The sequence below is a fragment of the Microbacterium sp. nov. GSS16 genome (assembly GCF_028198145.1).
Classification (GTDB): Bacteria; Actinomycetota; Actinomycetes; order Actinomycetales; family Microbacteriaceae; genus Microbacterium.
Genome location: NZ_CP116338.1, coordinates 402177 through 427016, shown reverse-complemented (window position 1 = coordinate 427016; position 24840 = coordinate 402177). Strand labels below are relative to the sequence as shown.

The window sequence follows — 24840 nt, the reverse complement described above, 5'->3', positions numbered from 1 at the left end:
TCAGTCCCGCGCAATTCGTCGAGTGGTGTGGCGGGTGGCGGTCGCTGCCCACGGGTCCTCGGGCCAGGGATGCTTGGGATAGCGACCGCGCATCTCCGCTCGCACCGGTGCGTACGGCCCTGACCAGAACGAGGCGAGATCGGCCGTCACCGCGAGCGGTCGCCCGGCGGGCGACAGCAGGTGGAAGAGCACGGGCACACGCCCGGCCACGAGCCGGGGTGTCTCGGCCCAGCCGAAGCACTCCTGCAGCTTCACCGCGACGACGGGTGGGGCGCTGACGTCGTCGAACGAGGGATAGGCGATGCGGATGCGTGAGCCGCTGGGCACCTCGAGCCGTTCCGGCGCCAGGGCGTCGAACTCGGCGGCGGCCGGCCACGGCAGCAGCCGCCGCAGCGGCGAGGCGAGGTCGATCCGCTCGGCTGGAGTCCCGCCTGCGAGGGCGGTGAGCTCGGGATCGAGCCACTCCTCGAGACGGGCCAGCAGCGCATCGTCGCCGACGTCGGGCCACGGGTCGCCGAGCACGCGGTGCAGAAAGGCCAGCCGTCTGCGCAGCTCATCGGCGGCGTCCGTCCAGGTGAAGACGCCGAGACCGTCTGCCTGCACCGCGCGCTGCACGGCGTCCCGGCCCTCCGCCGCAGACGCGCGCACCGGCACGGATGAGCGCACGATCGCCCCGACCCGCCGCTCGCGGCGTGCGCTCACGCGACCGCCGACCAGCTGCGCCTCGACACGATCGGTGATCAGATGGCCTGCGGCGCGCTCGACCTGCTGCTCGGTGATCGCCGCGGCGGCGCGGATGACCGCGCCCGAGCCGGCGGCGACGCGGCCGGACGCGCGAGCCACGTCTGCGACCGCCAGCCACTCGGCGTCTGCGAGGGGTCCGGCGATGCCCGCTCGCGTTCCGGATGCCAACAGGAACGTCGCCCCATCCGACGAGCGTTCGACCCGCTTGGCGATCCGGCGGGGGAAAGCGAGCGCGACGACGAGCCCGATGTCGTCCGCGCGCCCTCGTGCAGAGCGTCCGCGCGGCACGAGCCGCATCAGTCGATCGACCTCGCGCGCCCAGCGCTGCGCGTCGGGACTGCGGCCGTGCCGCAGCGCAGAGAGCGCGGATGCGATGTCGGCGTCGCGCACGCGGACATCACCGCCCACGAGCGCGACGACCTCGGCGGCGGTGCGTGCACCCACGAGGTCGGCGCCGTCGCGCAGAGCCCTGGCGAGGCGCGGATCGGCCGGGATGCGCGCGAGCGCGCGCCCTTCGCCAGTGGCTCGACCGTCGTCGTGGACCGCGCCGAGGGCGAGCAGCGCATCGATCGCCTCGCTCAGACTGTCGGGCGGCAGCGGGTCGATCAATCGCAGGCCCGCGCCGCCGGGCGCACCCCAGCACGCCAGCAGCAGAGCCGCATCGATGAGGTCAGCGGTCGCGATCTCGGGGGCGGGGCGCGCCGGGGCGGCGGCGTACGTGCGCTCGTCGACGCACCGTACGACCGCGCCGGGACCCTGCCGCGTCGCGCGCCCAGCGCGCTGCACGCACGACGAACGCGATGCAGCCCCTGTCACCAGCCCGGTCATGCCCCGGGCGGCATCGCGCTGAGGCTGGCGGGCCAGGCAGCTGTCGACGACGAGACGAACGCCGGGCACGGTCAGCGACGACTCGGCGAGGGAAGTCGTCACGATGAGGCGCGGCCGGTCTCGGACCGCGCGGCCGCGGATCACCGCATCCTGGGCGGCCGAGGGCAGCTGCCCATGCAGCTCGCGGACGTCGAACTCGGGAGCGAGATCCGAGACGCGGCGCGCGATCTCGACGACCTCGCGTGCCCCCGGGGCGAAGACGAGAGTGTCGGCGTCGGGCGCGCCGCTGATCAGGTCGCGGGCGGCGGATGCCGCCGTGCGGGCCACGTGATCGAGGAATGAGCGGGTGACGCCGCGCTCGTCGAGCCGCGACCCCGGGGCGGGGGCCCATCGCTCGGTGAGCGGATGCGCGGCGACGCGATGCTCGACGACCGGTGCGGGCGCGGCCGAGGTGCCGATCACCGACGAGATCCGCTCGGCGTCGACCGTGGCGGACATCGCGATCAGCGTGAGGTCGTCCCGCAGCTCGCGCACCTCGCCGAGCAGCCCGATCAGCAGATCGGTCTCGAGCGCGCGGTCGTGCACCTCGTCGATGACGACGGCGTCGATGCCGTCGAGGCCCGGATCATCGAGCATCCGGCGCAGCAGAACCCCCGCCGTCACGAACTCGACACGCATCTGCGGGCTCGTTCTGCGCTCGCCGCGGACGGTGAAGCCGACGCGGGCGCCGAGCGGTGACCCGTCGAGCTCGGCCAGGCGCCGGGCGCCGGCGCGCGCTGCCACGCGCCGCGGCTGTGTGACGATCACGCGTCCGCTGGTGCGCGCTGCCAGCAGCGGAGGCACGAGCGTGGTCTTGCCCGTGCCCGGCGGCGCACTGATGACCAGCGCGGTGCCCGCGTCGAGTGCGCGCTCGACGTCGCCGAGGGCCGCCGCGAACGACAGGCCCGCGCCGATGCGGGCGAGGTCGAACGCGCGGGAGGTCACCGTTCCAGTCTGCCCGCCCGACAGACCGGGGCCGACACGCCAGGCGCGGGCGAGCGCATCCCGTCGGTGGATCCTCGGACGCTTGCGGGGTGCGGTACGAACCGGGGGCCGACACGCCAGATGTCGGACCGATCCCGCGAATCCGTCCGACATCTGGCGTGTCGGCCCCCGATCTGTGCGCGGGGGAGACGAGAAGAGCCGCCTCGCGGGGGAGGCGGCTCTTCGGCAACGGCGGGTTACGAGAGGCGGGCTACGCGTCGGTGGTGGGCTCCGCTGGGTCGTCGAGGGTGCGCTCGACGATCGCGGTGGCCGAGCCTGCGGCCGAAGGCGATGCGGGCGAGGCATCCGTCGCCTGAGCGACACCCGCACCGAAGCTGCGGCCGACGGCCTGACCCTGGATGATCGCGGCGAGGTCGAGACCGGTTGCGGCGCTCACGCTGTCGAACACCGAGCGCATCGCCTTGGCGTTGTCGCCGCCGACCACGCTGGACGCGCCGTCCTCGCCGGTCCCTCCGATGATCGAGACGTTGCCGATCGCCGAGTAGCCCTTCGCGAACTCCGCCATGATCTGCGGCAGCACCTCGAGCACGCGCTGCGACAGGAACGCCTCCTGGTTGGAAGCGATGGCCTTCGCCTCCGCCTCGACGGCGGCGGCGCGCGCCTCACCCTCGGCGCGGATCGCCTCGGCCTCGGCGTTGGCGCGAAGCCGGCGGGCCTCGGCCTCGGCGTCGGCCTGGGCGCGGAGTGCGTTGGCGTCACCGGTCGCCTTCGCCTCGGCGGCAGCGGCCTCACCGGCAGCACGTGCCTTGTCGGCCTGCGCCTGCTGCTCGGCGATGCGCGTGCGGGCCTCGGCCTGCTTGACCTGCTCGATCGCGGCGGCCTCGGCGGCCTTCTCCCGGGTGAACAGGTCGGCCTGGGCGCGGGTCTCGGCCTCGTACCGCTGCGCGTCGGCGACGCGCTTGACGTCGGCGTCGAGCTGCGCCTGCTTATTCTCAGCCTGCTGCTGCAGCACGGCCTGCTCGGCCTGAGCGCGGGCCAGCTGCTCGGCCTGCTCGGCCTCGGCACGTGCGCGTCCGATGCCGGCGTTGGCATTGGCGGTGTTGGTGTCGAGCGCGGTCTGCTCGATCAGGTTCGCCTCTTGGTTGGCGATGTTCTTCTGGTTGATCGCTCGGTCGGCGTTCGTCTGCGAGATCTCGGCGGCCTGACGCTTCGCCTGGATCTCGGGCGCACCCAGCGACTGGATGTAGCCGACCTTGTCGGTGATGCCCTTGATCTGGAACGAGTCGAGGATGAGACCCTGTTCGGCGAGCTCCTGCGAGACGTCGGCGGCGATCTGGTCGGAGAACTTCTTGCGCTCGCGCATCAGCTCGACGACAGACAGCGTCGCGACGATGCCGCGCAGCGCGCCCTCGAGCTGCTCGGTGGTGAACTGCTCGATCGCCTTGTCCTGCGAGGCGAAGCGCTCGGCTGCTCGGCGAACGTACAGGGGGTCGGAGCCGATCTTGACGATCGCGACGCCGTCGACGTTGAGCGTGACGCTGTCGAGCGACTGCGCCTCGGCGTTCAGCGACACCTGACGCGAGCGCAGCGAGATGATCTCGTGACGCTGCGTGATCGGGTTGACGAGCGACTTGCCGTTGACGATCACCGTGACCGGCGACTCCGCCATCTCGGAGCTCGTGCTGCCGTCGGCATTGATGACGGCGCGCTGCACCTTCTGCTTGCGACCCGAGATGACGAGCGCCTCATCGGCTCGAGCGACCTTGATCCAGCTGCGGGCGAACAGCAGCAGGATCAGCGCGATGACGATCGCGGCGACGACCGCGATTCCGATGACGACCAGGATGCCGATTGCTCCGGCGATCTCCATGGTGACCTTCCTTCCCCCTTGTAGGTTTCAGGTACACCCTGCCAGAGTCTCGGCGGTCACACCCCGCGCAGCTTCTTCGTCAGCTGCAGTAGCGTCGCGAGTTCGGCGTCGTCGAGGGGCGACATCTTCTCGGCGATGGTGCGCCCGTGCACCGTCGCCAGTTGACGGAACGCCTTGGCCCCGGCGTCCGTCGCGGTGATCAGTGCACCGCGCCCGTCGTCGGGATCGATCGCCTTCGTGATGAGCCCGCGCGCCACCATGCGGTCGATGAGCCGCGAGACGCTCGGCTGGCTGATGAGCGACTTGGCGGTGATGTCGCGCAGTCGCGAGGTCATTCCGGGAGCACGAACGACGGTGAGCAGCACGTCGTACTCGCCCTGGGCCAGGTCCGATCCCTCGAAGTCGACGGCCATCTCCGCCAGCAGCTGGTGCTGCGCGCGGAACAGACTCTCCCACGCCTGCAGGGCGAGCTCGCGGTCGGTCATGATCTCAGCGTACTGTCGCGCGCCGACCTCGGGTGGCAGCAGTAAGGGCCGGTCGGAGAGGCTTCCGACCGGCCCTTGTCCCTTGCACCAAAGAGAGTCCTGCAATCACATGCGGTGGATGTCACAGCAAACATTCACCGTGCGATGAGTGTATAACGGCGAGGTAACGAATGCAACGGTTTGGTTACGAAGGTTCCGTGGTGGACGGCCCGACTGTCCGATTGCCCGGTGCCAGTGATTCTGCGCTCCGTGCCATTGATATTGATTCCGCGTCGTTGATCCCGTGTTCCGTGCCAGTGATTCTGCAACACGCGGATGCGGCCTTCCCGGCTGCCAGTGCTCCCGGTCTTACTCTGGCCGCGTCAGGTTCACGTTCTCGTTCCAACTGAACACACGTGGTGAGATCGGAGCGATCATGAAGCTGACCCAACAGCTTGTCGGCGGTTCGGGCGCGGTCGTACACGCGCAGATCGAGTTCGTCCGCGACGGCGATCCGAGTCGTCGCGATGCATCCGATGTCGTGGATGTCGCGTTCGAGTCCGTGGCTCGTGTGCGCACGCCGGCATCGTGGAAGCACAAGCGGAACTACGAGGGCCTCTACTGGGCGGCCACGATCGAGAGCCATGTCTGGTTCGAGTCGTTGTACGAGCGTGCGGCGGTGATGAGACTCGATCGGGGTCGAGATGTCGTCGGCATCGCGGCACAGCCGATGTGGATCCACTGGGCGTCGGGAGGCAAGCACGCGCCGGACTACTTCGTGCGCTACCGCGACGGGCGTGGCGTGCTCATCGATGTGAAGCCCGACAGCAATATCCGCGATGACGATGTGACGACGTTCGCGCTCACGGCGGACCTGTGCGACCGACTGGGCTGGGGATACACGGTGGTCAGTGACATTTCCGTGGAGGAGCACCGGAACCTTCGCTTCCTGTCGGGTTACCGATACCGACGGTGGGCATCCGAGCCGGTGAGGAGTCGACTCGGTGAGCACGCGGGAGAGAGGAACTCGCTGGCGGAGTGGGCGGAGCTGCTCGAGGATGCCTGCGATCAGCCGCTCGGTGCGGTGTACTCCGCGATGTGGTGGGGAGATCTGGACTTCGACGTTCGGACTCCGCTGTCGTTGAGCACCAGGGCGAGGGCGGTGTAGTCATGCGTGCCGGGATCGGGACGCGGTTGACCTGGGGAGACCAGGACTTCGTGGTGATCGCGGTCGACTATCGAGTCGCCGTGCTGCGTTCACTGGCTGAGGACTGCCTCCGCGAGGTGGTGATCGAGGAGTTGCTGCGGATGCCGGATGTGGTCTGGCATGAGCTGCGCCCGCCGGCGACGGCGCCGGCCGACGTTCAGCTCCTGGAGGGCCTCCCAGAGGAAGAGCGGCAGATCATCGAGGCCTGGGCCGAGCAGTTCGAGATCGTGAAGGCGCGTGTCGAGACGGGAGAGGATGCTGGGTCGCTGCTGGAAGATGTTCGTGTCGAGATGTCTCGGTTCGTCGGGGAGGTCTCGATTGCGACCGTGCGTCGCAAGTTCCAGCAGTACCGGCGGGAGGGTCTGCTCGGTCTGATCGACAAGCGTCGATACAACGGTCGTAAGCCGGTGCCTGACCCGCGGATCGCGGCTGCGTTGAGCGAGCTCGGCGCGGCGGGCAAGCTGCGATCGTCGGGCACCCGTCGCCGCACGGTCGATCAGGTGAAGTGGATGCTGGAGGAGGACTACGGCGAGCGGTTGGATCTGCCGAGCGATCGGACACTATACCGGCGGATCGCGGAGCATCCGACCGCGGGCAGGCTGAGCGGTTCGGCGCGGGCGAGGGAGGTCGCGGCGAACAAGCCTGATCGGGCGTTCGGTCTTCATGGGTCGATGCGGCCTGGGGAGCATGTTCAGATCGATTCCACGGCGATCGATGTGCCGTCGCGGCTGCTGGACGGCCGGCTGAACCGGGCGGAGCTGACGATCATCCACGATGTCGCAACCCGCTCGATCCTCGCCGCTGTCGTGCGTGCGGTCGCGACGAACAGCGCGGATCTCGCCGGTGTTCTGGCGCGGGTGCTGGTCCCGTACGAGCACCGTCCGCCTGGTGCGCGAGAGCAGCGGCGCAGGATGTCGGCGACCTGGGCGGGGCAGTTCATGATCGATCAGGAGCGTCTGGACCGGCATCGGCTGGCGCAGCCGCACATCTTCCCGGAGAACATCACCACGGACAACGGCAAGATCTTCCGATCTCGGGCATTCAGCCGCGGGTGCGCCCGTCTGGGGATCTCCCTCACATTCGCGGCGCGACAGACGCCGACGGATAAACCGCACGTCGAGCGCACGTTCGAGACGATCGTGACCCGCTTCGTGCAGTACCTCGAGGGGTTCACGGGCGGGAGCGTCGAGCGGCGCGGGCGGGAGGAGCCCACCGACGACACGCTGGCACTGGCCCAGCTGCAGGAGCTGCTGGAGGACTGGGTCGCTATCGAGTGGCAGAACCGTCCGCATGCCGGACTCATCGACCCGCTGCTCCCCGGCCGGACATTGACGCCGAACGAGATGTTCCGCGCATACCGCCGCGTCGCCCCGGAGATCCACGTCCCCTTCGAGCTGGACGACTTCATCGGCCTGCTGCCGGCGAAGACGTGCACGCTGCAGGATTACGGCATCAACCACGACCGCCGGGTCTACAAGTCGAACCGCCTCACCGAGCTACGCGCCGCCGGCGCCGGGGGAGAAGGCGCGACCCGCCCGTGTGTGATCCGTCACGACCCGCACAATCCGCTGTTCGTCTGGGTCGAGCACGACGGGGAGTTCGTCCCGTTCCGCGCCGCCCCAGACAGGCTCGACGACCCGATGGGCGGCGACGTGTGGCGCGAGGCATGGGCAGGCGACGCGGATGGAGATCGGGAAGCACGCGAGGACGCCGAGTACCTGTCCGATCGGATGAAACGTGCCCAGTGGGTACGCCCCGGCGCGAAGCGCAACCGCGCCGTGCGCGCCGCCGAGGTCGACCTCGACCCGCTGCATCTGACGAGCGTCACGAAGTCGGTGGCTCGCGAGGAGCCGGTGGAGGAACCGGACGATGATGAGGTGATCTGGGAGCGCGGCGGCGGCTTCTCGCTCCTCTCTGACGACGACGGCGTCTGGGACCGGCTGACATGACTCTGGCGATGAACACCAAGCAGGGATGGACCGGATTCGTCGACGAGATCCTCGACCAGCCGGTGCCGATGCGCCGGGAGGAGCTGGAGGCGCTGTCACCGGGAGATAGGGCGCTGAACCGGGAGGCGCGTAAGCAGTTCATGATTCGCGGGAGCGTGGTGCACACGGCGCAGTTCAAGGCGATCGAGACGGAGATCCTGCGTCGGCTGATGTTGAATCGGTACAAGTCGCACGGCAAGCTCGGCGTGATCGTGTCGGGAGAGCCGAACATCGGCAAGACGACCACGATCACGCAGATCGCCCGCCGGTTCGAACGCCGCCGCCGGGACATCGGCGCGGTCGGAAGCAACGCCATCCCGGTGATCTACGTGTCCGTGCCGCCGTCGTGCACGCCGAAGCTGATGCTCGGGGAGTTCGCCCACTTCCTGGGACTGCCCGAGCGTGCCCGGTACAACACGGGCGAACTGATGAACACGATCGCCACGCTGATCGGGACGTGCGGTACGGAGCTGATCGTCGTGGACGAGATCCACAACCTGAATCAGAGGTACCGGCAGATGGCGGAAGCATCCGACACGCTCAAGCAGCTGTCCGAGAAGTGCCCCGGGACCTTCGTCTACGCCGGCGTCGACGTGGAGGCCAGCGGCCTGCTGGATGGAACCCGCGGCCGGCAGATCAGCAGCCGCTTCCAGATCATGAACCTGCAGAAGTTCCCTCGCACCGGGAAGGCGAAACAGGCCTGGGCGAACCTGCTGGTCGCCGTCGAGGGATCCCTCGGACTGCTCGAGCAGCAGCCCGGCGCGATCCTCCGGCACGAGCGTGAGCTGCACGACGCGACCGGCGGGATCATCGGGGATCTGACGAGCACGCTGCACATGCTCGCCATCGACGCGATCGACTCCGGCGCCGAGCGCCTCGACCTGGACGCGGTGTTCGGCACCAAGCAGGCCCCTGCAGCTGCGGCATCGGCATGAGCAGGACGCCGATCCCGCCGGATCAGGTCCGGCCGCTCCCGGTCTCGGTGCGGCCGCTGGCGGGGGAGACGGTCACCGGATACCTCGCGCGCCTGGCGGTCGCGAACGCCCTCACGCCGACGCTGGTGCGGATCCACGTCACCCGGATCTCCGGGATCCCTCCGTACCGGCCCGACCTGGAGCGCGCGGCGGCGTGGGCGGAGCGCCTCGGCGGGCTGCCGGCCGGGCACTTCGACAGGGACGCTCGACGCAACGCGATGTATGTCCGCTGCCACCACCACGAGTGGGCGCCGCACCCATGCCGGCGCTGCGGATACACGCAGCAGCCGCGGGCCGCGTGTCGGCGCTGCGTGCACGGGGAGGAGACGACCGTGCGCAGCCGCGGCGGGGCCGTCTGCAACCGGCACCGCCGCTGGCATCTCGACGGCGCCGACGTCGACCTGACCGGGTTCCCCGAGTACATGCGTGCCGAGCGGTGCCTGTCCGGATCGCTGTGGAAACGCGGCGTCGGCCTGACCACCGGGGAACTGCAGCTGGCCGCGACCCTGATCCGGCACTGGGCCGCCGACGCGGACCTCCCACCCCGGTTCCGCGAGCGCATGGCGGCGTTCGGCCTTGATGCGGTGGACCAGGACAGCGTGTTCCTGATCGCGTACCCGGAGATCGTCCGTCTAGCGACGGTGCTCACCGACCTGTCCTTCGCCAGCTACCTCCTCACCCCGCGGTTCCGGCTGGCACAGCAGGTCTGGGCGCTCGAGGCCGCCGTCATCACGATCATGCACAGCTCCACGACCGACCAACTCCACCAGGTCGCCGAACGCATCGTCACCCAGGGGAAAACAGCTGTAGAGACGGCGAACGGGATGCGGCGGAGCCACACGAGCATGCGGCCGGCGACGCTGGAGAAGGCTCTCGTCGCCTCATCACAACGCCACCGCAGCTGCCTGCTGCGCCACCTCAGCACCGTCCGCATCCAGGTGCAACCCTACGAGCCCGGCGTCGCCGCACCCGCCAACCGGGTGCTCGACCGCCGCCGGCCCATGCCCGACGCCCTCCTCCACTGACGACCCGTCCGGATCAGGCCGGTTCTGCGCCGCCCGTTGAGGTGTCGAGGGCGTCGAGGAGTTCGCCGAGAACGATGCGGAACTCGTTGTATCCCTGCTCGTAGAAGATCGCGCCCATGCCCGGACGCTCCTCGTTGTCGTAGCCGGCGATCACCTGGCGGGCTTCACTGATCGCGGTCTCGAGGCGGGTCTGGATGCCGGGGATGGTGCGGATCCACTCGTCGATGACGGTGAACGGGATCGGGGCGTAGTCGTGCGCGTCGACGCCGACGTGGAACTGGTGCCCGTTCGGGCCGTGGTCGCGGGCGTGGGTGTGCCCGTGCAGCAGCGGCATCCCGTCGTCCCAACGGGGCCGGTGTGCCGTGTGCCGGTCTGCGTCTTGCGAGTCCCCGGCGTAGGGGTAGTGGGACGCCAGCAGCCTGTACCCGCGGCGGGTGCCCTCGATCACCTCGGGAAGGATCGTCCACCCCGTCGCCTCGTACAGCGGCCGGAACCGTTCGATCGCCCGCTTCGACTGCGTCGCAGGCGAGACCCGGTCGTGGTTGCCCGGCACCAGGAACCGGCGCCCGTTCAGCCGTGCCGTCAGAGCGAGGGACTGCTCGATCGGGCCGAGCGCGAGATCCCCGAGATGCAGCACCACATCATCGGGGCCGATCGTGGCGTTCCACCGGGCGATCAGCTCCGCATCCATCTCCTCGACCGTGCCGAACGGGCGGCCGGCGAGCTCGCTGATCCGGGCATGACTGAAGTGCGTGTCGGAGGTGACGTAGTCGACCTGATCGAAGTCGAACCAGGGATACTCACTCATCACGGCCCATCCGCTCCTCAAGGTCGATCCCGAACCGGCGAGCGACATCCGCCAGCGGAACGCTCTCCCCGGACGCCGTGCGCTCCCGCACGATCTGCGCGATCTCCGCCTCCTCGGCCGCATTCGCCTCATCGACGTTCGCGGCGAGCTCGGCCAGCAACACCGCCGGGTCGACACCGTGCTCCTCCGCGCGGCGGCGGATCTCCATAGCTGCAGCATTGAGAGTGTGCATGCGCTCTCACGGATGTTCGCCATGCCGCGTGGCCGCGACCGACTCGCGGGTGTACTCGGCGGGGTCGCCAGGCACCAGCCAGTGCTCGGAGCCGTCCGGGCCGATGTAGAAGTCGACGTAGCACTCCCCGCACGGCAGCCGGTAGATGCCCGGCTCGGTCGGTACGCCGGCAACCCTGCGGTCGATCATCCCGTCGATCACCTGATTCCAGCCCCCAGAATCGTTCTCAGCGCCCATCGAACCTCCTCATGCAGGACAGAGCAGTCTGACACTTCGTCTTGGGCGCTGTCTAGGACATGCGTCGTTCGGCAGGAGGACTGAACCGCGCTGAGTTTGATGCCGCGTTTTTCCGGTTGGAAGGAGGGCGTCATGCCTTAGAAGGCCGATCGCGTGGTCAGAGAGAGCGAGCCGTCAGACTCTCCCTCGACCGCCATGTGATCACCCATCGAAGGCGCATCCCGGTGCGCTGTGCGGCCTCAGTAGGTCGGTTGTTCAGCCCGCCTCCGGAGCCGAACTGATCTCACTCCACGTTCTCCCTGAGCCATGGCATGGGATCGATGGGTCGGCCGTTGATGTGGACCTCGAAGTGCAGGCAGGATCCGAAGACATAGCCGGTGGAGCCGACGTCGCCGAGATACTGGCCGGGAGTGACGCAGTCCCCGACTTCCACCGCGCGGGTCCCACTGTTCAGATGCGAGTAGAGGGTGCTGACCGTCTCTCCGTCGAGCAGGCTCTCGACCTGAATGCTCACGCCGTAGCCGCTGTTGCTCTCGGTTGAGAGCGAAACACAGCCTTCGACAGCCGCATAGATGGGCGTCCCGACCGACGCCGCGAGGTCTTGACCCATGTGCGAGCGACCCGGACGCGAGGCGCCGAACCCGTCGCTGAGGGAGTAGGTGCCGGATGCCAACGGCATGAGAACCTGTTGAGCTGTTGGCAGGTTCACAGCTGTCGAGAGGGGCCGGCCGGATGCGACGGCGGCCGTGATCGCCTGGGCGCGAGACGCGGCGATCTCCTCCTCCGTCGTTGCGGAGAAGTCTCCGCGAGGGAGGACCTCGACGCGGATGTCCTCTCCTGCGGTGTATGACTGTGCGTCAACGGTGACCGCGGCCTCGACCTGCTCCGATTCCGCGTCGGATGTTCCCGGAAGGGCGGCGCCGGTGATCATCACGCTGACGGCGAGGGCGGCTCCGAGCGCCTTCGCTCGTGCCCACGGGCTCCGGGCGCGTGGACGGCGGGGAGGTGTCGCAGACACTGCCGGTACGCGGTTTTCAGGTCCGTGCCGCGGAATGACGGGGGCTTGGCGGGTCGTGGTGGCTTTCTGCGACACCGGGCCGCCTTGGTGACGGAGATCGCGACGAAGGAGGGGGCGATCGGGGGAGCCGGGGTCTGCCGACGACGTCGACGCCTTCTCGGATGCGCGCTCGGGTAGCCCTGAAATGATGGTGGTCCTTCCGGTGGAGCAGAATGCTCATCTCGATCGCAGACCCGATCGTTACCGATTTGTAACGGTAGATAGTCCGATTCGCTCAGGTCAAATCGAGATGCGTCTTCACAGCATCTGCCCAGAGAGCAGGATCCACCTCCGTGGAGGAGGCTCAAAAGGTCGGCGCGGTACCCTTGCAGAGATGATTTCCTCGGCTCGGATGCAGCGCTCAGAAGTGCTTAGCGAGCAATTGTTGATAACGAGGATCATTACTGCGGTTGTGCTGGCTCTGCTTCTGATACTTGGTGCGGCCGGTGCATCGCACTCTGAGAGCGAAGGCCCTTCGACCTCACCGCTCCTGGTGAACACACTCGTCGATCCCCACGTCACCGTGGGGGAGAGCGGCAGCGCCGTCGACGAGCACCTGGCGGGCTCCGCTAGCGACGAGACAACGGGGGTTCTTGTCGGGGCGGCACTGTGCGCTCTTGGCGTGCTGTGCGGGCTCGTCCTCGTGATCTTCGCCCGCATGCTCTCGCGCCGGCGGGGAGTCGTGTATCTCGCTCCTCGGTGGGCGGCCCTCTCGCTCGTCCCGGTACGCATCATCGTTGCCCGGACCGGGGCACTGTCGTTGACACAGCTGGGTCTTTCCCGAACCTGACATTTCGGCATGCCGTCCTGTGCGGACGGCACCTCGCACCCGGGTACCCGCCCGGGGCCTGTTCCATGCCGTTTGATCCTGTTTGGAGTACTTGATGAACCCTTCTGGAAAGCCGCGCGCCACTGGTCGCAGCGCGCGTCCGATCCTGATCACTGCAGCACTCGTTGTCGTCCTCGTGCTGGGAGCGATCATCTACGTGATGATCAACAACCAAGGCTCGACGACTCCGTCACCCGAGGCGCCGGAGGGCCAGACGGCCGAGCCCCCGGCCGTCGTCGACGCCAGCTCGCACATCCTCGACGACGGTGGGGAAGGTGCGGTCGAGGTCGTGGAGTTCCTCGATTTCGAGTGCGAGGCCTGCGGGATGTTCTACCCGATCGTGGAGGATCTTCGCGAGAAGTACGCCGGGGAGATCACCTACGTGGTGCGCTACTTCCCGCTTCCGGGCCACTTCAACTCGACGAACGCGGCTCTCGCCGCAGAGGCCGCCGCCCAGCAGGATCGGCTTGAGGAGATGTACAACCGGCTGTTCGAGACGCAGGCGGAGTGGGGCGAGGCTCGGGAGTCCCGCGCTGATCTCTTCCGTGGTTTCGCCGAGGAGATCGGCCTGGACATGGCTGCCTACGACGCCGCCATCGCGGATCCCGCCACGCTCGAACGAGTCGAGTTCGACTTCAACGCGGGGCAGGAGCTCGGCGTCAACAGCACGCCGACGTTCTTCCTCGAGGGCGAGCAGCTCCAGCTGCAGCAGCTGGACGACCTCGAGAACGCCATCGAAGCAGCGGTGAACGGTGACGAGTGATGCGGGCAGGCCTGTCGCATAGACGAGTGATCGTCGTCGGCAGTGGTCAGGCCGGCCTCGCAGTGGCGGCCGCCCTGGTCGCGAGAGGACTGCATCCCCAGCAGGACTTCGTCGTGATCGACGGGGCCGCGCCAGGCCTGCGCAGCTGGGCTTCCCGGTGGCATTCGATGGTGCTTCTCAGCGACGTCCGTCACAGCGCTCTGCCGAGCCTGCCCTTCCTGGGCGATCAACGACGTCGGCCGCGTGTCGACGAGATGATCGAGTACCTCAGCTACGTCGAAGGCGATCTCGGCGTGAAGACCATCTGGGGTGTGCGCGCGACAGGCGTGGAGCGGCGCGGGTCCGGCTCGGTCCTGCACCTGTCGACCACGGAAGGCGAGGTGCAGACTCGCAACGTCGTGTGTGCGACCGGCGCCGCCGCGCATCCGCGCATCCCGACATGGGCAGCGGAACTTCAGGTGCCCGGAGTCGTGCTGCACAGCAGCGAGTACCTGTATCCGCGGCAGATCTCCACGAACGATGTGCTCATCGTCGGCGGCGGAAACAGCGGTGTACAGCTGGCCCGCGAACTCGCCCCCTCACATGCGGTGACCCTGGCTGTCCGCACGGCTCGTCGGCACCAGCCGGCAACGCGCTATCCGCGCCGGCAGCTCCTTGGTCGAGGATCGCGATCGGAGCCGGTGTTCGGGGATAGCTACGAGCAACTGCGTGACGCTGGGGTGAGGATCTGCCCCGCAGTGGCAAAGGCCGGGAAGAGCACCGTCACCTTCGTCGACGGAACGGTGGCCACGCCGAGCTCTGTGATCCTCGCCACCGGATTCGTTCCCGGAGACGACTGGCTACCGGACAGCGCCCGGATCGATCCTCCCCAGCGGGCCATGACCGGGATACCGGGCTTGTTCGTCGCCGGGATCCCCCAGTACGGCGGCAGAGGCTCCGACACCATCGCGGGGGTCTGGCGGGATGCCACGGCCATCGCCCGCCGCATCATCGAACGCCCGTGAAGAAAGCAGAACTCATGACATCCATCCGCCGCCGAAGGCTCTCGGCCTCTCGAACGTCGAGCAACCGGCGCCGTGGTTTCGCCGCGTCCGCCAGCCTGTCTGCTCTGCTGGTCATCGGCGGAGCCGTTCTCGGCACGGCGAGTCCCGCCGCTGCTCACGACGAGCTGCTCTCCACCTACCCCGAGGCATCCGCGACCGTATCTGGCGCCCCGGCGGAGATCTCCCTCACCTTCACGGGCGAGCTGCAGACGCTCGAGGGTGCCACGGCGATCGAGGTCATCGCAGAAGACGGCAGCAGTCTCGTCGACGGCGCTCCCGAGGTCCTCGAGGCGACGGTCACGCAGAACCTGTCCGACCAGCTGGTCGTCGGAGAGGTCACGGTGAGGTGGCGGGTGGTGTCCAGTGACGGACACCCGATCAGCGACGAGTACACGTTCATGGTGGAGACGACGGGGACGCCGACGAGCAGCCCCACGCCGACGAGCAGCCCCTCCCCATCGGAGGAGAACACGGAGACCGCGGCGCCGGCCGCGACGCCGACCGCCGAGTCCGGCTACGGCGACATCCACAGCCAGCCGAGCACGGATCTCGATGCGCTTCCCGTCCTGGTCGTCGCCGGGGGAGCGGCCCTCCTGGGCAGCGCAGCACTCCTGATGTTCATGGCCGGTCGTGATCGGCGCCGGCGTGATCGGGCGGCACAGCAGAAGAAGGAGAAGGAGAATGCCGATGAGTCCTAATCGGCCAAGACACCTCGCGGTCGCTGCCATTGTGGCGGCGGGGATCGTGGTGATCGATCAGGCCACGAAGGCGGCCGCACTCGCGACGCTGAGCGAGGAGGCGCGGATCCCGCTCCTGGGCGACCTGTTCGGTCTCCAGCTCGCGTTCAACCCGGGTGCGATCCTCTCCCTCGGGTCCGGATTCACCGGTCTGCTCACCCTGGTCGGAGCGGGCGCAGTGGTCTGGCTGATCATCGCCGCGCTCCGCGCACGCACGGCAGGGCTCGCGGTGGCTTTCGGGTTCATCCTGGGCGGCGCGCTCGGGAACCTGATCGACCGGCTGTTCTCACCGCCCGGCTTCGGGGTCGGGCACGTCACCGACTTCCTCGCCTACGGGACCCTGTTCATCGGGAACCTCGCCGACGTCGCGCTCGGCATCGGCGTCGTCCTTCTTCTCGGCATCACTTGGACCCGGCGGCGCAACGTCGAGCTGGCTCCTTCGGCACGAGCGGAAGCAGGTGCCGCATGAGCGCGAAACAACGCACGCCGTCCACGTTCCAGCGCAACGCGCTCGCACCGGGGCTGCTCGCGGGAGCGGTGCTCTTCACCACTCCGCTGTGGACTAACGGCGGCCTGTTCCAGGTGGTGCTGTTCGTCACAGCGATCCTCGCGGCGATCGTGGCCTGGTTCGCGGGACAGGCGCGCCAATGGTGGTGGATCCCGGTATTCGTCGCGGTCCTCGTCCTGTGGAACCCGGTCGTGCCCTTCCCGTTCACGGGGCCGATCTGGGCGGCGGCGCAGCCGGCCGCAGCCATCGTCTTCCTGATCGCGGGAGCACTGATCAAGGTGCGTCGCACATGATCCGCCGGATGATCGCCGCAGTCACAGCGCTGCTCCTGGGCGGCATCGCCCTGACGGGGTGCTCCGCGAACGACTCCCTGGCGCAGCAGTACCAGGAGGGGAACGAGAAGGGGTACATCGCCGGAGACTTCCGCGTCGTGGAGATCTCGGCGGGGGAGCGGGGCGACCCGGTCGTCTTCGAGGGCGTCACCGAGACTGGGGAGACGGTCTCCAGCGACGACTACCGCGGCGAGGTGCTGGTGGTGAACTTCTGGTACGCCGCCTGCGGGCCGTGCATCGTCGAAGCGCCGCTGCTCGAGGAGATGTGGCAGGAGTACCAGGACCAGGGCGTGTCGTTCCTCGGAGTGAACACCTACGATCAGCCCGCCACGGCGCTCTCCTTCGCTCGGGACAACAACGTCACCTACCCCAGCGTGATCGACGTCAACGACGGCAAGGTCAAGCTGGCATTCGCGCAGGTCACCCCGATCCAGGCGACTCCGACGACGCTCGTGGTCGACCGTGAGGGGCGGGTCGCCGCGCGCATCATCGGGCAGCTGCAGAGCGCATCCATCCTGTCGACCCTCGTCCGCGACGCCCTCGGGGAATCGCCGTGAAACCCGGCGATCTCGTCGCTGACGGGGCGCTGTGGGTCGCGATCCCGATCGCGGCCCTTGCGGGTCTGATCTCCTTCTTCTCCCCGTGCGTGCTGCCGCTGGTGCCCGGCTACCTCGGATATCTGGGCGGCGCCTCGACCGCCACCGCTGTCGGGGGCGCATCGACCCGCACGGCGACGGCGGAGCGCACGCGGCTGCTGCTGGGGGTGACGCTGTTCATAGCCGGGTTCACCGTCGTGTTCGTCACCGTGACGATCCTGGGCGGCACGTTCGGGTTGCTGCTGCTGCAGTACGCGAACGCCCTGACCCGTGTGTTCGGCGTCGTGGTGATCATCCTCGGCCTGGTCTTCATCGGGTTCTTCGGCGTCGCGCAGCGCACCCTCCGCCCGCGCATGCAGTCCCGTGCCGGGCTGCTCGGCGCGCCGCTGCTCGGGTTCGCGCTCGGCGTCGGGTGGACACCGTGCATCGGCCCGACGCTCGCGGCGATCCTGTCGGTCTCCTGGAACCTCGGCGACCCGGCCCGTGCGGGCCTGCTGGGCCTGGCCTATTCGCTCGGCCTCGGCCTGCCCTTCCTCGTGCTTGCCCTCGGCTGGGGGTGGGCGTCTCGGTCGGTCGCGTTCCTGCGCCGACACATCCGCACCCTGAACATCGTCGGCGGGGGAGTGCTCGTCCTCCTCGGCATCCTGATGGTGACCGGGCTGTGGACCGCGCTGATGTCCGCCCTCCAGCAGGTGGTGATCAATGTCCCCCTCCCGCTCTGAGACCGACACCGACGCGCCCGTCGACCCCCTGCGGCCCGACGACCACGCCGACGGCGACGGTTCCGCCATCGCCCAGCCGGCGCTGGGGGTCATGGGGTGGGCGAGATGGGCGTGGCGTCAGCTGACCAGCATGCGCACCGCTCTGCTGCTGCTGCTCCTGCTGGCAGTCGCCGCGGTGCCCGGATCGCTGTTCCCGCAGCGCAGCGCCGACCCCAACGGGGTGATCCAGTGGCAGCGTGACAACCCCGAGGCCTATCCGATCGTGGATGCCATCGGGCTGTTCGACGTGTATCAGTCGCCGTGGTTCTCGGCGATCTACCTGCTGCTGTTCGCCTCGCTGATCGGATGCGTCACCCCGCGCACGAAGCACCACTACAAGGCCCTGCGATCCCAGCCGCCCCGCACGCCGGTGCGGCTGTCCCGGCTCGATGACTACGAGGAGCGCACCGTCCCGGCCGCCGATCCCGCGAGCCAGGCGCGAGAGGCCGTCGACGTCGCCGATCGGCAGCTGCGTCGCGCCGGCTACCGGGTGCGCCGCTACGACGGCCGCGGATGGCTCTCCGTGTCCGCCGAACGCGGATACCTGCGCGAGACCGGCAATCTCGTCTTCCACACGGCGCTGATCGGCGTGCTCGTCTCGGTCGGCCTGGGAGGCGGCTTTTCCTACACGGGCCAGCGCGTCGTCGTCGAGGGCACCACCTTCGTCAACGCCCTCAGCGACTACTCCTCGTTCGACGCCGGCCGGTTCATCGACGGGACCGGTCTCGCCCCGTACTCGCTCACCCTCGACGAGTTTCAGGTCACGTATCAGCGGCCCGGCACGCCGGGGGCCGGGCAGGCAGGGGACTTCTCCGCCGATGTCACCGTCCGCATCCCCGGTGAGGAGGATCGGACCGAGAGCGTGATCGTGAACTACCCCATCTCCGTCGCCGGCGACCGCATCCATCTGCTCGGCAACGGCTACGCTCCCACGATCACCGTGCGCGACGCGGCCGGTGAGCTTGTGTACACCGAGTCGCAGCCGTTCCTCCCGCAGGACTCGAACATGACCTCCCTCGGCATCATCAAGATCCCCGACGGGCTGCCCGAGCAGGTCGGCCTGGTCGGGTTCTTCTACCCCACCGCGGGCGTGCTGGACTCCGGCGCCTACACCTCCATCTACGGCGACGTCGTCAACCCGCTGCTCACCTTCAACGTGTACAGCGGCGACCTCGGCATCGACGACGGCACCCCGCGATCGGTGTACACCCTCGAGACCGACGGCCTCACCCAGCACACCGGCGGTCAGACCGGAGTCGACTCCATCGAGCTGACGCCGGGGGAGACCGCGGAGCTGCCGAACGGGTGGGGCACCGTCACCTGGGAGATCGCGTCGCCCGAGGATCCGGTCAAGCGATTCGCGTCGCTGCAGATCCAGCGCGACCCGACCGCCGGATGGGTGCTGGCCTTCTCGATCCTCGCGATGCTCGGCCTCTTCGCCGGGCTCTTCGTGCCCCGTCGCCGCGTCTGGGTCAAAGCCCACCCGACCGACGACGGCGTCCGCCTCGAGTACGCGGGACTTGCCCGCGGCGAAGACCCCACCCTCCGCAAAGCCGTCGTCGACATCGCCGACGCCCACACGGAGGCGCTCACCGGCGTCTCCGACCCATCCCCACAGAAGGAGAGAACCGATGAACTGCCCCGTTGACGGCACGACGCTCCTGGTCACCGACCGTTCCGGCGTCGAGATCGACTACTGCCCGCAATGCCGCGGCGTGTGGCTGGACCGCGGTGAGCTCGACAAGATCATCGACCGCTCATCCGGCTACCAGGCCCCGGACTACCCCGAAGACGAGCACCGCCGCTCCCGGCATGACCGCGGCGGCAAGAGACGACGCGAGGGCTTCCTCGGCGATCTCTTCGACTTCTGAGCCCGCCGACCGATGACACGCCATGAACGACTGGATTCCCGACACACCGCCGACGCTGGAGGCGTTCCTCACGCCGATCCTGCCGCCGGTTCCGGTGCTGCCGGTGCTCGGTCTGCTCATGGCCGTGCTGTACCTGGCCGGCGCCATCCGGCTCTGGCGTCAGGGACGGCGATGGTCGGTCGCCCGCACGGTGTGCTTCCTCCTCGGATGCATCGTCCTGGTTGCCGTGACCGGCCTGGCGGTCGAGGGATACGGGCACCTGCTGTTCTCGGTCTTCATGTTCCAGCAGCTCACCCTGATGATGGCCATCCCGCCGCTGCTCGTGCTCGGCTCCCCAGGCACACTGCTGCTGCGCGCCACCCCGCATCGCGGCCTCGGGCGAGTGATCCTCCGCCTCGCCCTGGCCGGGCTGCGCAGCCGCATCGCACGATGGGCGCTGAGCCCCTGGATCGCGATGCCGCTGTTCCTGATGTCCTTCTACGGCCTCTACCTCGGAGGTCTCGCCGACCCGATCCTGCAGACCCCTGGCGGGCATCCGCTGCTCGAGATCGCCTTCCTGGCAGCCGGCGTGCTATTCACAATCCCGATCCTGTCCAACGACCCGCTCCCGGTGCGGATGACGTACCCCGGCCGGGCGATGGACCTGTTCGCCGAAGCAGCTCTGCACGCGTTCTTCGGCGTGTTCCTGATGATGAGCCCGACGCTGTTCGTCGAGACCTTCGCCGGCCCCACGACGGCGCTGGGCATCGATCCGCTGGAAGATCAGTGGCTCGCCGGCGCCCTGGCCTGGTCCTATGGAGAAGGCCCCACCGTGGTCATGCTCCTCTACGTCATGCACCGGTGGTTCCGTGATGACACCGTCCGTGCCGCCAAAGCCGACAAGTACGCCGACGCCCACGGCGATCCCGAGCTCGACGCCTACAACGCCTATCTCGATGCCCTCCGCAAGAAGGACACCTGACCGATGCACCCGACCTTGACACCAGCCGCGGCCGTCGCCACGCCCGCCGGCGGGGCGTCGTCCTCCCCGCCGAGCGGGCTTCCGCTCTGGGCAGCGGTCCCCGCCGCGATCATCGGAGGACTCGCCCTGAGCCTCGCCTCGCCGCCGGTCGGATGGTGGCCGCTGGCGCTGCTCAGCGTGACTCTGGCGCTGATCACCCTCGTCGGCCGGAGCATCGGCGGGGCACTGCTGGTCGGCGTCGCCTTCGGGGGAGTGTTCTTCTTCACCCACCTGATTTGGGTGGGGGAGTTCCTCGGCCCCCTCCCGTGGATCGCCCTCGCCGGCCTCGAGACGATCCTGTTCGGCACCGGCGCCGTCCTGATCACGCTCGCCTACCGGTGGACGGCGCGGTTCCCGCACCGGGGCGCGGCGCAGCTGGTCGCGGTTCCCCTCCTGGTGGCCGGCCTCTGGGCGGGCAGGGAGGTCGTTCTCGGCTCGTGGCCGTACTCCGGGTTCCCCTGGGCGCGCATCGGGATGACGCTCGTCGACGGCCCGCTGTCCGAGGTCGCATCCTGGACGGGCGTGACGGGACTCTCCTTCCTCTTCGTGACGATGTGCGCCGGCGTCGTGCAATGGGCACGCGCCGGCGGGCCGCGGTTCCTGCGTGGCTGCTTCCCCGCCCTGGCCGTGCTGGTCCTCCTGCTCCTCGTCCCGCAGTTCCCCACATCGCCCGCCGGCACGCTCGAGGTCGGGTGGGTGCAGGGCAACGGACCGGCGGCCTACTTCGACACCCGAGAACGCGGCGACGTGCTCGCCGCACAGGCGGAGGCGACCGCTCCGCTGCTCGGACAGCCGATGGATCTGCTGGCCTGGCCGGAAGGGGGAGTGGACTCCGATCCGCTCGCCGACCCCGCCACCGCCGCCACGCTCGACCGCATCGTCCGCCAAGCCGACGCTCCGCTGCTGATGAACGCCGCGACAGCGAGGGGAGCGGACGTCTTCAACTCGTCCCTGCTCTGGACCCCGGAACCCGACGAACGCCAGCGGCACGACAAGATCAATCCCGTCCCGTTCGGGGAGTACGTGCCGGATCGCTGGCTGTACGAGATGATCGTCCCCGACCTGGTCGGGCTGATCCAGCGCGAGTACACGCCCGGCACCGTCCCGCCCCTGGTCACCGTCGACGACGTCGGGGTCGGCCTGGCTATCTGCTTCGACGTGATCTACGACCAGGTCATCTGGGACGGCGCCCGCGCGGGCGCACAGCTGTACGTCTTCCAGACCAACAACGCCGACTTCCGCGGCACCGCTGAGAACCTGCAGCAGCTCGCCTTCGCCCGCATGCGCGCGATCGAGACCGGCCGCGCCGTCGTCAACGTCTCCACGACCGGCACCAGCCAGGTGATCGCCCCCGACGGCGCGACCATCGCCAGCATCCCCGTCGACACCGCCGCCGCGGCGATCACCACCGTCCCGCTGCGCACCGGCCTCACACCCGCCACGATCCTCGGCCCCTGGATCAGCGCGCTGATCCCGCTCGGGGCACTCGGAGCCCTGACCGCACTCGGGATCCTCCACCGCATCCGCAACCGCTCGTCCGTATGAAGGAGCTCACCATGCCCGGAACAGAAACGCTCTCCCTCGATGGCCTCTCACTGCTGCTGGTGTGGACGGCCATCGCGACCTACGCGCTGGCGTTCGTCGCCTACACCATCGATCTCGCACAGCGTTCCGCCCGCCCCGCCCCGGCTCGGGAGCAGCAGCGCGCACTGGTCCTCGTCGGCGCCGTCAACCAGGCGGCTCCAAGCGCTCCGGCCCCGCCCGACCATGCGCAGCCGGACGACATCCATGCTCCGCCCTCGCAGCGTCCCCGGCTGCTGTGGGCGAGGATCGGCACCGCGCTCACGGTGCTCGCCTTCCTCTTCCAGCTCGGCGGAACCGTCGCCCGCGGCATCGCCGCAGAACGGGTGCCATGGGCCAACATGTACGAGTTCGCTCTCACCGGGACGGTCCTGATCGTCGCCGTCTACCTCCTCGCCCTCCGCTGGTACGACCTGCGCTTCCTCGGCGCGTTCCTGGTGGGCATGATCGTCCTGCTGCTGGGCGGCGCCACGCTCAGCTTCTACGTCGAAGTCGTCCCGCTGATGGACCCGCTCAAGAGCGTCTGGCTCGTCATCCATGTCTTCGTCGCCTCCCTCGCCACCGCCCTGTTCGCCCTCGCCTGTGGTCTCTCCGTCACCCAGCTGCTGCAATCCCGTCGTGAACGTCGCACCAGCGTCTCACCCGATTCCGCAGGGCGCCGCGGCGGGTTCCTGCGCACGCTGCCCGCCGGAGAAGTCCTCGAAACTCTCGCCTACCGGTTCGTGATCGTCGGCTTCATGTTCTGGACGTTCACCCTGATCGCCGGAGCGATCTGGGCCAACGACTCCTGGGGACGCTACTGGGGCTTCGACACCAAAGAGGTCTGGACCTTCGTGATCTGGGTGCTGTACGCGGGCTACATCCACGCCCGCGCCACCCGCGGCTGGCGCGGCAACCGCTCCGCCTGGCTGTGCATCATCGGATTCGCCGCCGTGCTGTTCAACTTCACGGTCGTCAACGTGTACTTTCCCGGCCTGCACTCCTACTCCGGCCTCACCTGACCCCGCGCTCCGGCCGCGCCACGTCCGCGGCCGGAGCCGCCAACGCATGATCGCCTCGATGAAGGGAAATCCGCCATGCCGCCGATCGACCAGTGGGTCGCGTTCGAGCCCCTCGCGGGCTCGCCGGTCGCCATCGCCGCCCTGCTGCTTGCGGCGCTGTACCTGCGAGGAGCGATCTGGATGTGGCGGAACGGCCGGCGCTGGGCAATCGCCCGCACGGCATCGTTCCTGATCGGGTGTGCCCTGATCTTCGCCGTCACGACGTTCGGCGTAAACCGCCTCGCAACAGAGTCCGTCACAGCCCTGGTGTTCCAGCAGATCACCCTGCTCACTGTCGTCCCGCCGCTCCTGATCGCCGGGTCACCGGGACGGCTGCTCCTGCGCAGCACACCGCACACCGGCCTCGGACGTCTCGTGCTCCGCGCAGCACACGCCGGGCTCCGCTCACCGTTCTGGAGCGCCGCGCTGCACCCCGTGGTCGCCATCGTCACCGCGATGCTGCTGTACCCGGTCCTCTACCTGACCGACGCCATCAGCGTCGTCATGCGCGCTCCGTTCGGCCACGACGCCCTGCTCTTCGTCGTCCTCGTCCTCGGCGTCGTCGCGGCGACACCCCTGTGGTCGTCCGACCCGCTGCCGCGCGTCCCCTCCTTCGCCGCGCGATTCGTCGACATCGCCGTCGAGATCCAGATCCACGCCGTGTTCGGCCTGATCCTGCTCCGCACCAGCACGCCCCTGTTCAGCGCGTACGCCAACCCCGCCGGCGGTCATGATCCCATCCTGGACCAGGCGATAGCCGGCGCCCTGGTATGGACCTACGCGGAACTGCCGCTGTTCGTGGTGCTCATCGTCTGCCTCTCCCGCTGGCGTGCCCGCGAGGTGCGCACCTCGCGACAGCGGCAGAAGGTCGAGGACGCCGAGCTCGACTCCTACAACGAGTACCTCGCGAGCCTCTCCCGAGGACGGGATGAGAGCTAGGTACATCTCCTATCAGGCGTACCGGGTCAGGATTTGGCCAGCACATCGGGCCATGTCGAAGCTGATGAGGGTTCCGGATAGGACGTCACCGGTGCGATAGAACCAGGCGGTGCAAGCGCGTGGCGAATTCGGTGCCGGAAGGCATATCGACGATCATCCCGAGCATCATGATCGCGTGGGCTACCTGGTGCACGGCACTGTGCCAGCCGACGGATCCCCGGGTGGGATACGGCGCTGTGCCTGGAACACGGTCGCCGGCATGAACTACATCGTGCTGGCGAAGACGGGCAGCTGCCGGATGACGGGGATCACGGGACACAGTGTCAACGCAAAGCAATCATCACGAGGTGCTAAGAGTCTCCGACGACAAGGAACGGCTTGTCGTCTCGGACGAGCCGGAGCGACGGTCATCGCGTCTTCTT

At 68.7% G+C, this 24840-nt stretch carries 25 protein-coding genes; 18 read left to right on the top strand and 7 right to left on the bottom strand.

The window, feature by feature from the left end; all coding sequences use genetic code 11:
• The 3 genes from hrpB to PGB26_RS01950 form a co-directional block, all read right to left on the bottom strand.
• Window positions 1-2556, bottom strand: a complete 2556-nt coding sequence (gene hrpB / locus PGB26_RS01960) for an ATP-dependent helicase HrpB (protein WP_271638626.1) — start codon at window positions 2554-2556, stop codon at window positions 1-3.
• 250 nt (window positions 2557-2806) lie between these two features.
• Window positions 2807-4426, bottom strand: coding sequence for an SPFH domain-containing protein (locus PGB26_RS01955; protein WP_271638625.1), 1620 nt, complete (start codon window positions 4424-4426; stop codon window positions 2807-2809).
• Window positions 4427-4482: 56 nt separating this feature from the next.
• Window positions 4483-4911, bottom strand: coding sequence for a MarR family winged helix-turn-helix transcriptional regulator (locus PGB26_RS01950; RefSeq protein ID WP_271638624.1), 429 nt, complete (start codon window positions 4909-4911; stop codon window positions 4483-4485).
• A 415-nt stretch (window positions 4912-5326) separates the two neighbouring features.
• On the opposite strand from PGB26_RS01950, the gene PGB26_RS01945 reads away from it, so the two are divergent.
• From PGB26_RS01945 to PGB26_RS01930, 4 genes are read left to right on the top strand one after another with little or no spacing between them, the layout of a single operon-like run.
• Window positions 5327-6058 carry a TnsA-like heteromeric transposase endonuclease subunit gene (locus PGB26_RS01945; protein ID WP_271638623.1) on the top strand — a complete coding sequence of 244 codons (732 nt, stop codon included), beginning with the start codon at window positions 5327-5329 and terminating at the stop codon, window positions 6056-6058.
• 2 nt (window positions 6059-6060) lie between these two features.
• Window positions 6061-8046: a Mu transposase C-terminal domain-containing protein gene (locus PGB26_RS01940; RefSeq protein ID WP_271638622.1), complete on the top strand. Its 1986-nt coding sequence runs from the start codon at window positions 6061-6063 to the stop codon at window positions 8044-8046.
• Window positions 8047-8054: 8 nt separating this feature from the next.
• Entirely contained in the window at window positions 8055-9020 is a 966-nt protein-coding gene (locus PGB26_RS01935) for a TniB family NTP-binding protein (protein ID WP_271638621.1), read from the top strand.
• 47 nt (window positions 9021-9067) lie between these two features.
• Complete coding sequence (locus PGB26_RS01930) at window positions 9068-10084, top strand: hypothetical protein (RefSeq protein WP_271638620.1); 1017 nt, start codon at window positions 9068-9070, stop codon at window positions 10082-10084.
• Between the two features lie 13 nt (window positions 10085-10097).
• On the opposite strand, the gene PGB26_RS01925 is transcribed toward PGB26_RS01930, so the two are convergent.
• From PGB26_RS01925 to PGB26_RS01910, 4 genes are all read right to left on the bottom strand, one after another.
• The gene (locus PGB26_RS01925; protein WP_271638619.1) at window positions 10098-10892 is read right to left on the bottom strand and encodes a metallophosphoesterase; all 795 of its coding nucleotides are present in this window, start codon (window positions 10890-10892) and stop codon (window positions 10098-10100) included.
• Window positions 10885-11100, bottom strand: a complete 216-nt coding sequence (locus PGB26_RS01920) for a hypothetical protein (protein WP_271638618.1) — start codon at window positions 11098-11100, stop codon at window positions 10885-10887. The genes PGB26_RS01925 and PGB26_RS01920 overlap by 8 nt, the downstream gene beginning before the upstream one ends.
• A 30-nt stretch (window positions 11101-11130) precedes the next feature.
• Window positions 11131-11361, bottom strand: coding sequence for a hypothetical protein (locus PGB26_RS01915; RefSeq protein WP_271638617.1), 231 nt, complete (start codon window positions 11359-11361; stop codon window positions 11131-11133).
• A gap of 283 nt (window positions 11362-11644) precedes the next feature.
• Window positions 11645-12379, bottom strand: a complete 735-nt coding sequence (locus PGB26_RS01910; protein ID WP_271638616.1) for a M23 family metallopeptidase — start codon at window positions 12377-12379, stop codon at window positions 11645-11647.
• Window positions 12380-12752: 373 nt separating this feature from the next.
• Here PGB26_RS01910 and PGB26_RS01905 point away from each other — a divergent pair, with 373 nt between their 5' ends.
• The 14 genes from PGB26_RS01905 (at window position 12753) to PGB26_RS01840 (ending at window position 24418) form a co-directional block, all read left to right on the top strand.
• Window positions 12753-13208 carry a hypothetical protein gene (locus PGB26_RS01905; protein WP_271638615.1) on the top strand — a complete coding sequence of 152 codons (456 nt, stop codon included), beginning with the start codon at window positions 12753-12755 and terminating at the stop codon, window positions 13206-13208.
• 94 nt (window positions 13209-13302) lie between these two features.
• Complete coding sequence (locus PGB26_RS01900) at window positions 13303-14010, top strand: DsbA family protein (RefSeq protein WP_271638614.1); 708 nt, start codon at window positions 13303-13305, stop codon at window positions 14008-14010.
• A gap of 26 nt (window positions 14011-14036) precedes the next feature.
• Window positions 14037-15014, top strand: a complete 978-nt coding sequence (locus PGB26_RS01895; RefSeq protein WP_271638613.1) for an NAD(P)-binding domain-containing protein — start codon at window positions 14037-14039, stop codon at window positions 15012-15014.
• 14 nt (window positions 15015-15028) lie between these two features.
• Window positions 15029-15751: a copper resistance CopC family protein gene (locus PGB26_RS01890; protein WP_271638612.1), complete on the top strand. Its 723-nt coding sequence runs from the start codon at window positions 15029-15031 to the stop codon at window positions 15749-15751.
• Window positions 15752-15797: 46 nt separating this feature from the next.
• Window positions 15798-16259, top strand: a complete 462-nt coding sequence (locus PGB26_RS01885; protein WP_333909430.1) for a signal peptidase II — start codon at window positions 15798-15800, stop codon at window positions 16257-16259.
• On the top strand, window positions 16256-16591 hold the full coding sequence (locus tag PGB26_RS01880; protein WP_271638610.1) for a DUF6804 family protein: 336 nt from the start codon (window positions 16256-16258) through the stop codon (window positions 16589-16591). Before PGB26_RS01885 ends, PGB26_RS01880 begins: the two co-directional genes overlap by 4 nt.
• An 8-nt stretch (window positions 16592-16599) precedes the next feature.
• On the top strand, window positions 16600-17187 hold the full coding sequence (locus PGB26_RS01875; RefSeq protein ID WP_271638609.1) for a TlpA family protein disulfide reductase: 588 nt from the start codon (window positions 16600-16602) through the stop codon (window positions 17185-17187).
• Window positions 17184-17948, top strand: a complete 765-nt coding sequence (locus PGB26_RS01870; protein WP_271638608.1) for a cytochrome c biogenesis CcdA family protein — start codon at window positions 17184-17186, stop codon at window positions 17946-17948. The genes PGB26_RS01875 and PGB26_RS01870 overlap by 4 nt, the downstream gene beginning before the upstream one ends.
• Window positions 17929-19635, top strand: coding sequence for a cytochrome c biogenesis protein ResB (gene resB, locus PGB26_RS01865; RefSeq protein ID WP_271638607.1), 1707 nt, complete (start codon window positions 17929-17931; stop codon window positions 19633-19635). The genes PGB26_RS01870 and resB overlap by 20 nt, the downstream gene beginning before the upstream one ends.
• Window positions 19619-19858, top strand: a complete 240-nt coding sequence (locus tag PGB26_RS01860; protein ID WP_071644158.1) for a TFIIB-type zinc ribbon-containing protein — start codon at window positions 19619-19621, stop codon at window positions 19856-19858. The genes resB and PGB26_RS01860 overlap by 17 nt, the downstream gene beginning before the upstream one ends.
• Window positions 19859-19880: 22 nt before the next feature.
• On the top strand, window positions 19881-20819 hold the full coding sequence (locus PGB26_RS01855) for a cytochrome c oxidase assembly protein (protein WP_271638606.1): 939 nt from the start codon (window positions 19881-19883) through the stop codon (window positions 20817-20819).
• A 3-nt stretch (window positions 20820-20822) separates the two neighbouring features.
• The gene (gene lnt, locus PGB26_RS01850) at window positions 20823-22403 is read left to right on the top strand and encodes an apolipoprotein N-acyltransferase (protein WP_271638605.1); all 1581 of its coding nucleotides are present in this window, start codon (window positions 20823-20825) and stop codon (window positions 22401-22403) included.
• 11 nt (window positions 22404-22414) lie between these two features.
• Window positions 22415-23440, top strand: coding sequence for a c-type cytochrome biogenesis protein CcsB (gene ccsB / locus PGB26_RS01845; protein ID WP_271638604.1), 1026 nt, complete (start codon window positions 22415-22417; stop codon window positions 23438-23440).
• Between the two features lie 75 nt (window positions 23441-23515).
• Window positions 23516-24418, top strand: a complete 903-nt coding sequence (locus PGB26_RS01840) for a cytochrome c oxidase assembly protein (protein ID WP_271638603.1) — start codon at window positions 23516-23518, stop codon at window positions 24416-24418.
• The last annotated feature ends 422 nt before the right edge of the window (window positions 24419-24840 follow it).

Coding starts and splice junctions, on each gene's coding strand:
- ccsB (WP_271638604.1), top strand. CDS start 22,415: ATGCCCGGAACAGAAACGCTCTCCCTCGATGGCCTCTCACTGCTGCTG.
- PGB26_RS01890 (WP_271638612.1), top strand. CDS start 15,029: ATGACATCCATCCGCCGCCGAAGGCTCTCGGCCTCTCGAACGTCGAGC.
- PGB26_RS01915 (WP_271638617.1), bottom strand. CDS start 11,361: ATGGGCGCTGAGAACGATTCTGGGGGCTGGAATCAGGTGATCGACGGG.
- PGB26_RS01940 (WP_271638622.1), top strand. CDS start 6,061: ATGCGTGCCGGGATCGGGACGCGGTTGACCTGGGGAGACCAGGACTTC.
- PGB26_RS01840 (WP_271638603.1), top strand. CDS start 23,516: ATGCCGCCGATCGACCAGTGGGTCGCGTTCGAGCCCCTCGCGGGCTCG.
- PGB26_RS01860 (WP_071644158.1), top strand. CDS start 19,619: ATGAACTGCCCCGTTGACGGCACGACGCTCCTGGTCACCGACCGTTCC.
- PGB26_RS01920 (WP_271638618.1), bottom strand. CDS start 11,100: ATGGAGATCCGCCGCCGCGCGGAGGAGCACGGTGTCGACCCGGCGGTG.
- PGB26_RS01900 (WP_271638614.1), top strand. CDS start 13,303: ATGAACCCTTCTGGAAAGCCGCGCGCCACTGGTCGCAGCGCGCGTCCG.
- lnt (WP_271638605.1), top strand. CDS start 20,823: ATGCACCCGACCTTGACACCAGCCGCGGCCGTCGCCACGCCCGCCGGC.
- PGB26_RS01945 (WP_271638623.1), top strand. CDS start 5,327: ATGAAGCTGACCCAACAGCTTGTCGGCGGTTCGGGCGCGGTCGTACAC.
- PGB26_RS01875 (WP_271638609.1), top strand. CDS start 16,600: ATGATCGCCGCAGTCACAGCGCTGCTCCTGGGCGGCATCGCCCTGACG.
- PGB26_RS01880 (WP_271638610.1), top strand. CDS start 16,256: ATGAGCGCGAAACAACGCACGCCGTCCACGTTCCAGCGCAACGCGCTC.
- PGB26_RS01855 (WP_271638606.1), top strand. CDS start 19,881: ATGAACGACTGGATTCCCGACACACCGCCGACGCTGGAGGCGTTCCTC.
- PGB26_RS01905 (WP_271638615.1), top strand. CDS start 12,753: ATGATTTCCTCGGCTCGGATGCAGCGCTCAGAAGTGCTTAGCGAGCAA.
- resB (WP_271638607.1), top strand. CDS start 17,929: ATGTCCCCCTCCCGCTCTGAGACCGACACCGACGCGCCCGTCGACCCC.
- PGB26_RS01935 (WP_271638621.1), top strand. CDS start 8,055: ATGAACACCAAGCAGGGATGGACCGGATTCGTCGACGAGATCCTCGAC.
- PGB26_RS01925 (WP_271638619.1), bottom strand. CDS start 10,892: ATGAGTGAGTATCCCTGGTTCGACTTCGATCAGGTCGACTACGTCACC.
- PGB26_RS01950 (WP_271638624.1), bottom strand. CDS start 4,911: ATGACCGACCGCGAGCTCGCCCTGCAGGCGTGGGAGAGTCTGTTCCGC.
- PGB26_RS01955 (WP_271638625.1), bottom strand. CDS start 4,426: ATGGAGATCGCCGGAGCAATCGGCATCCTGGTCGTCATCGGAATCGCG.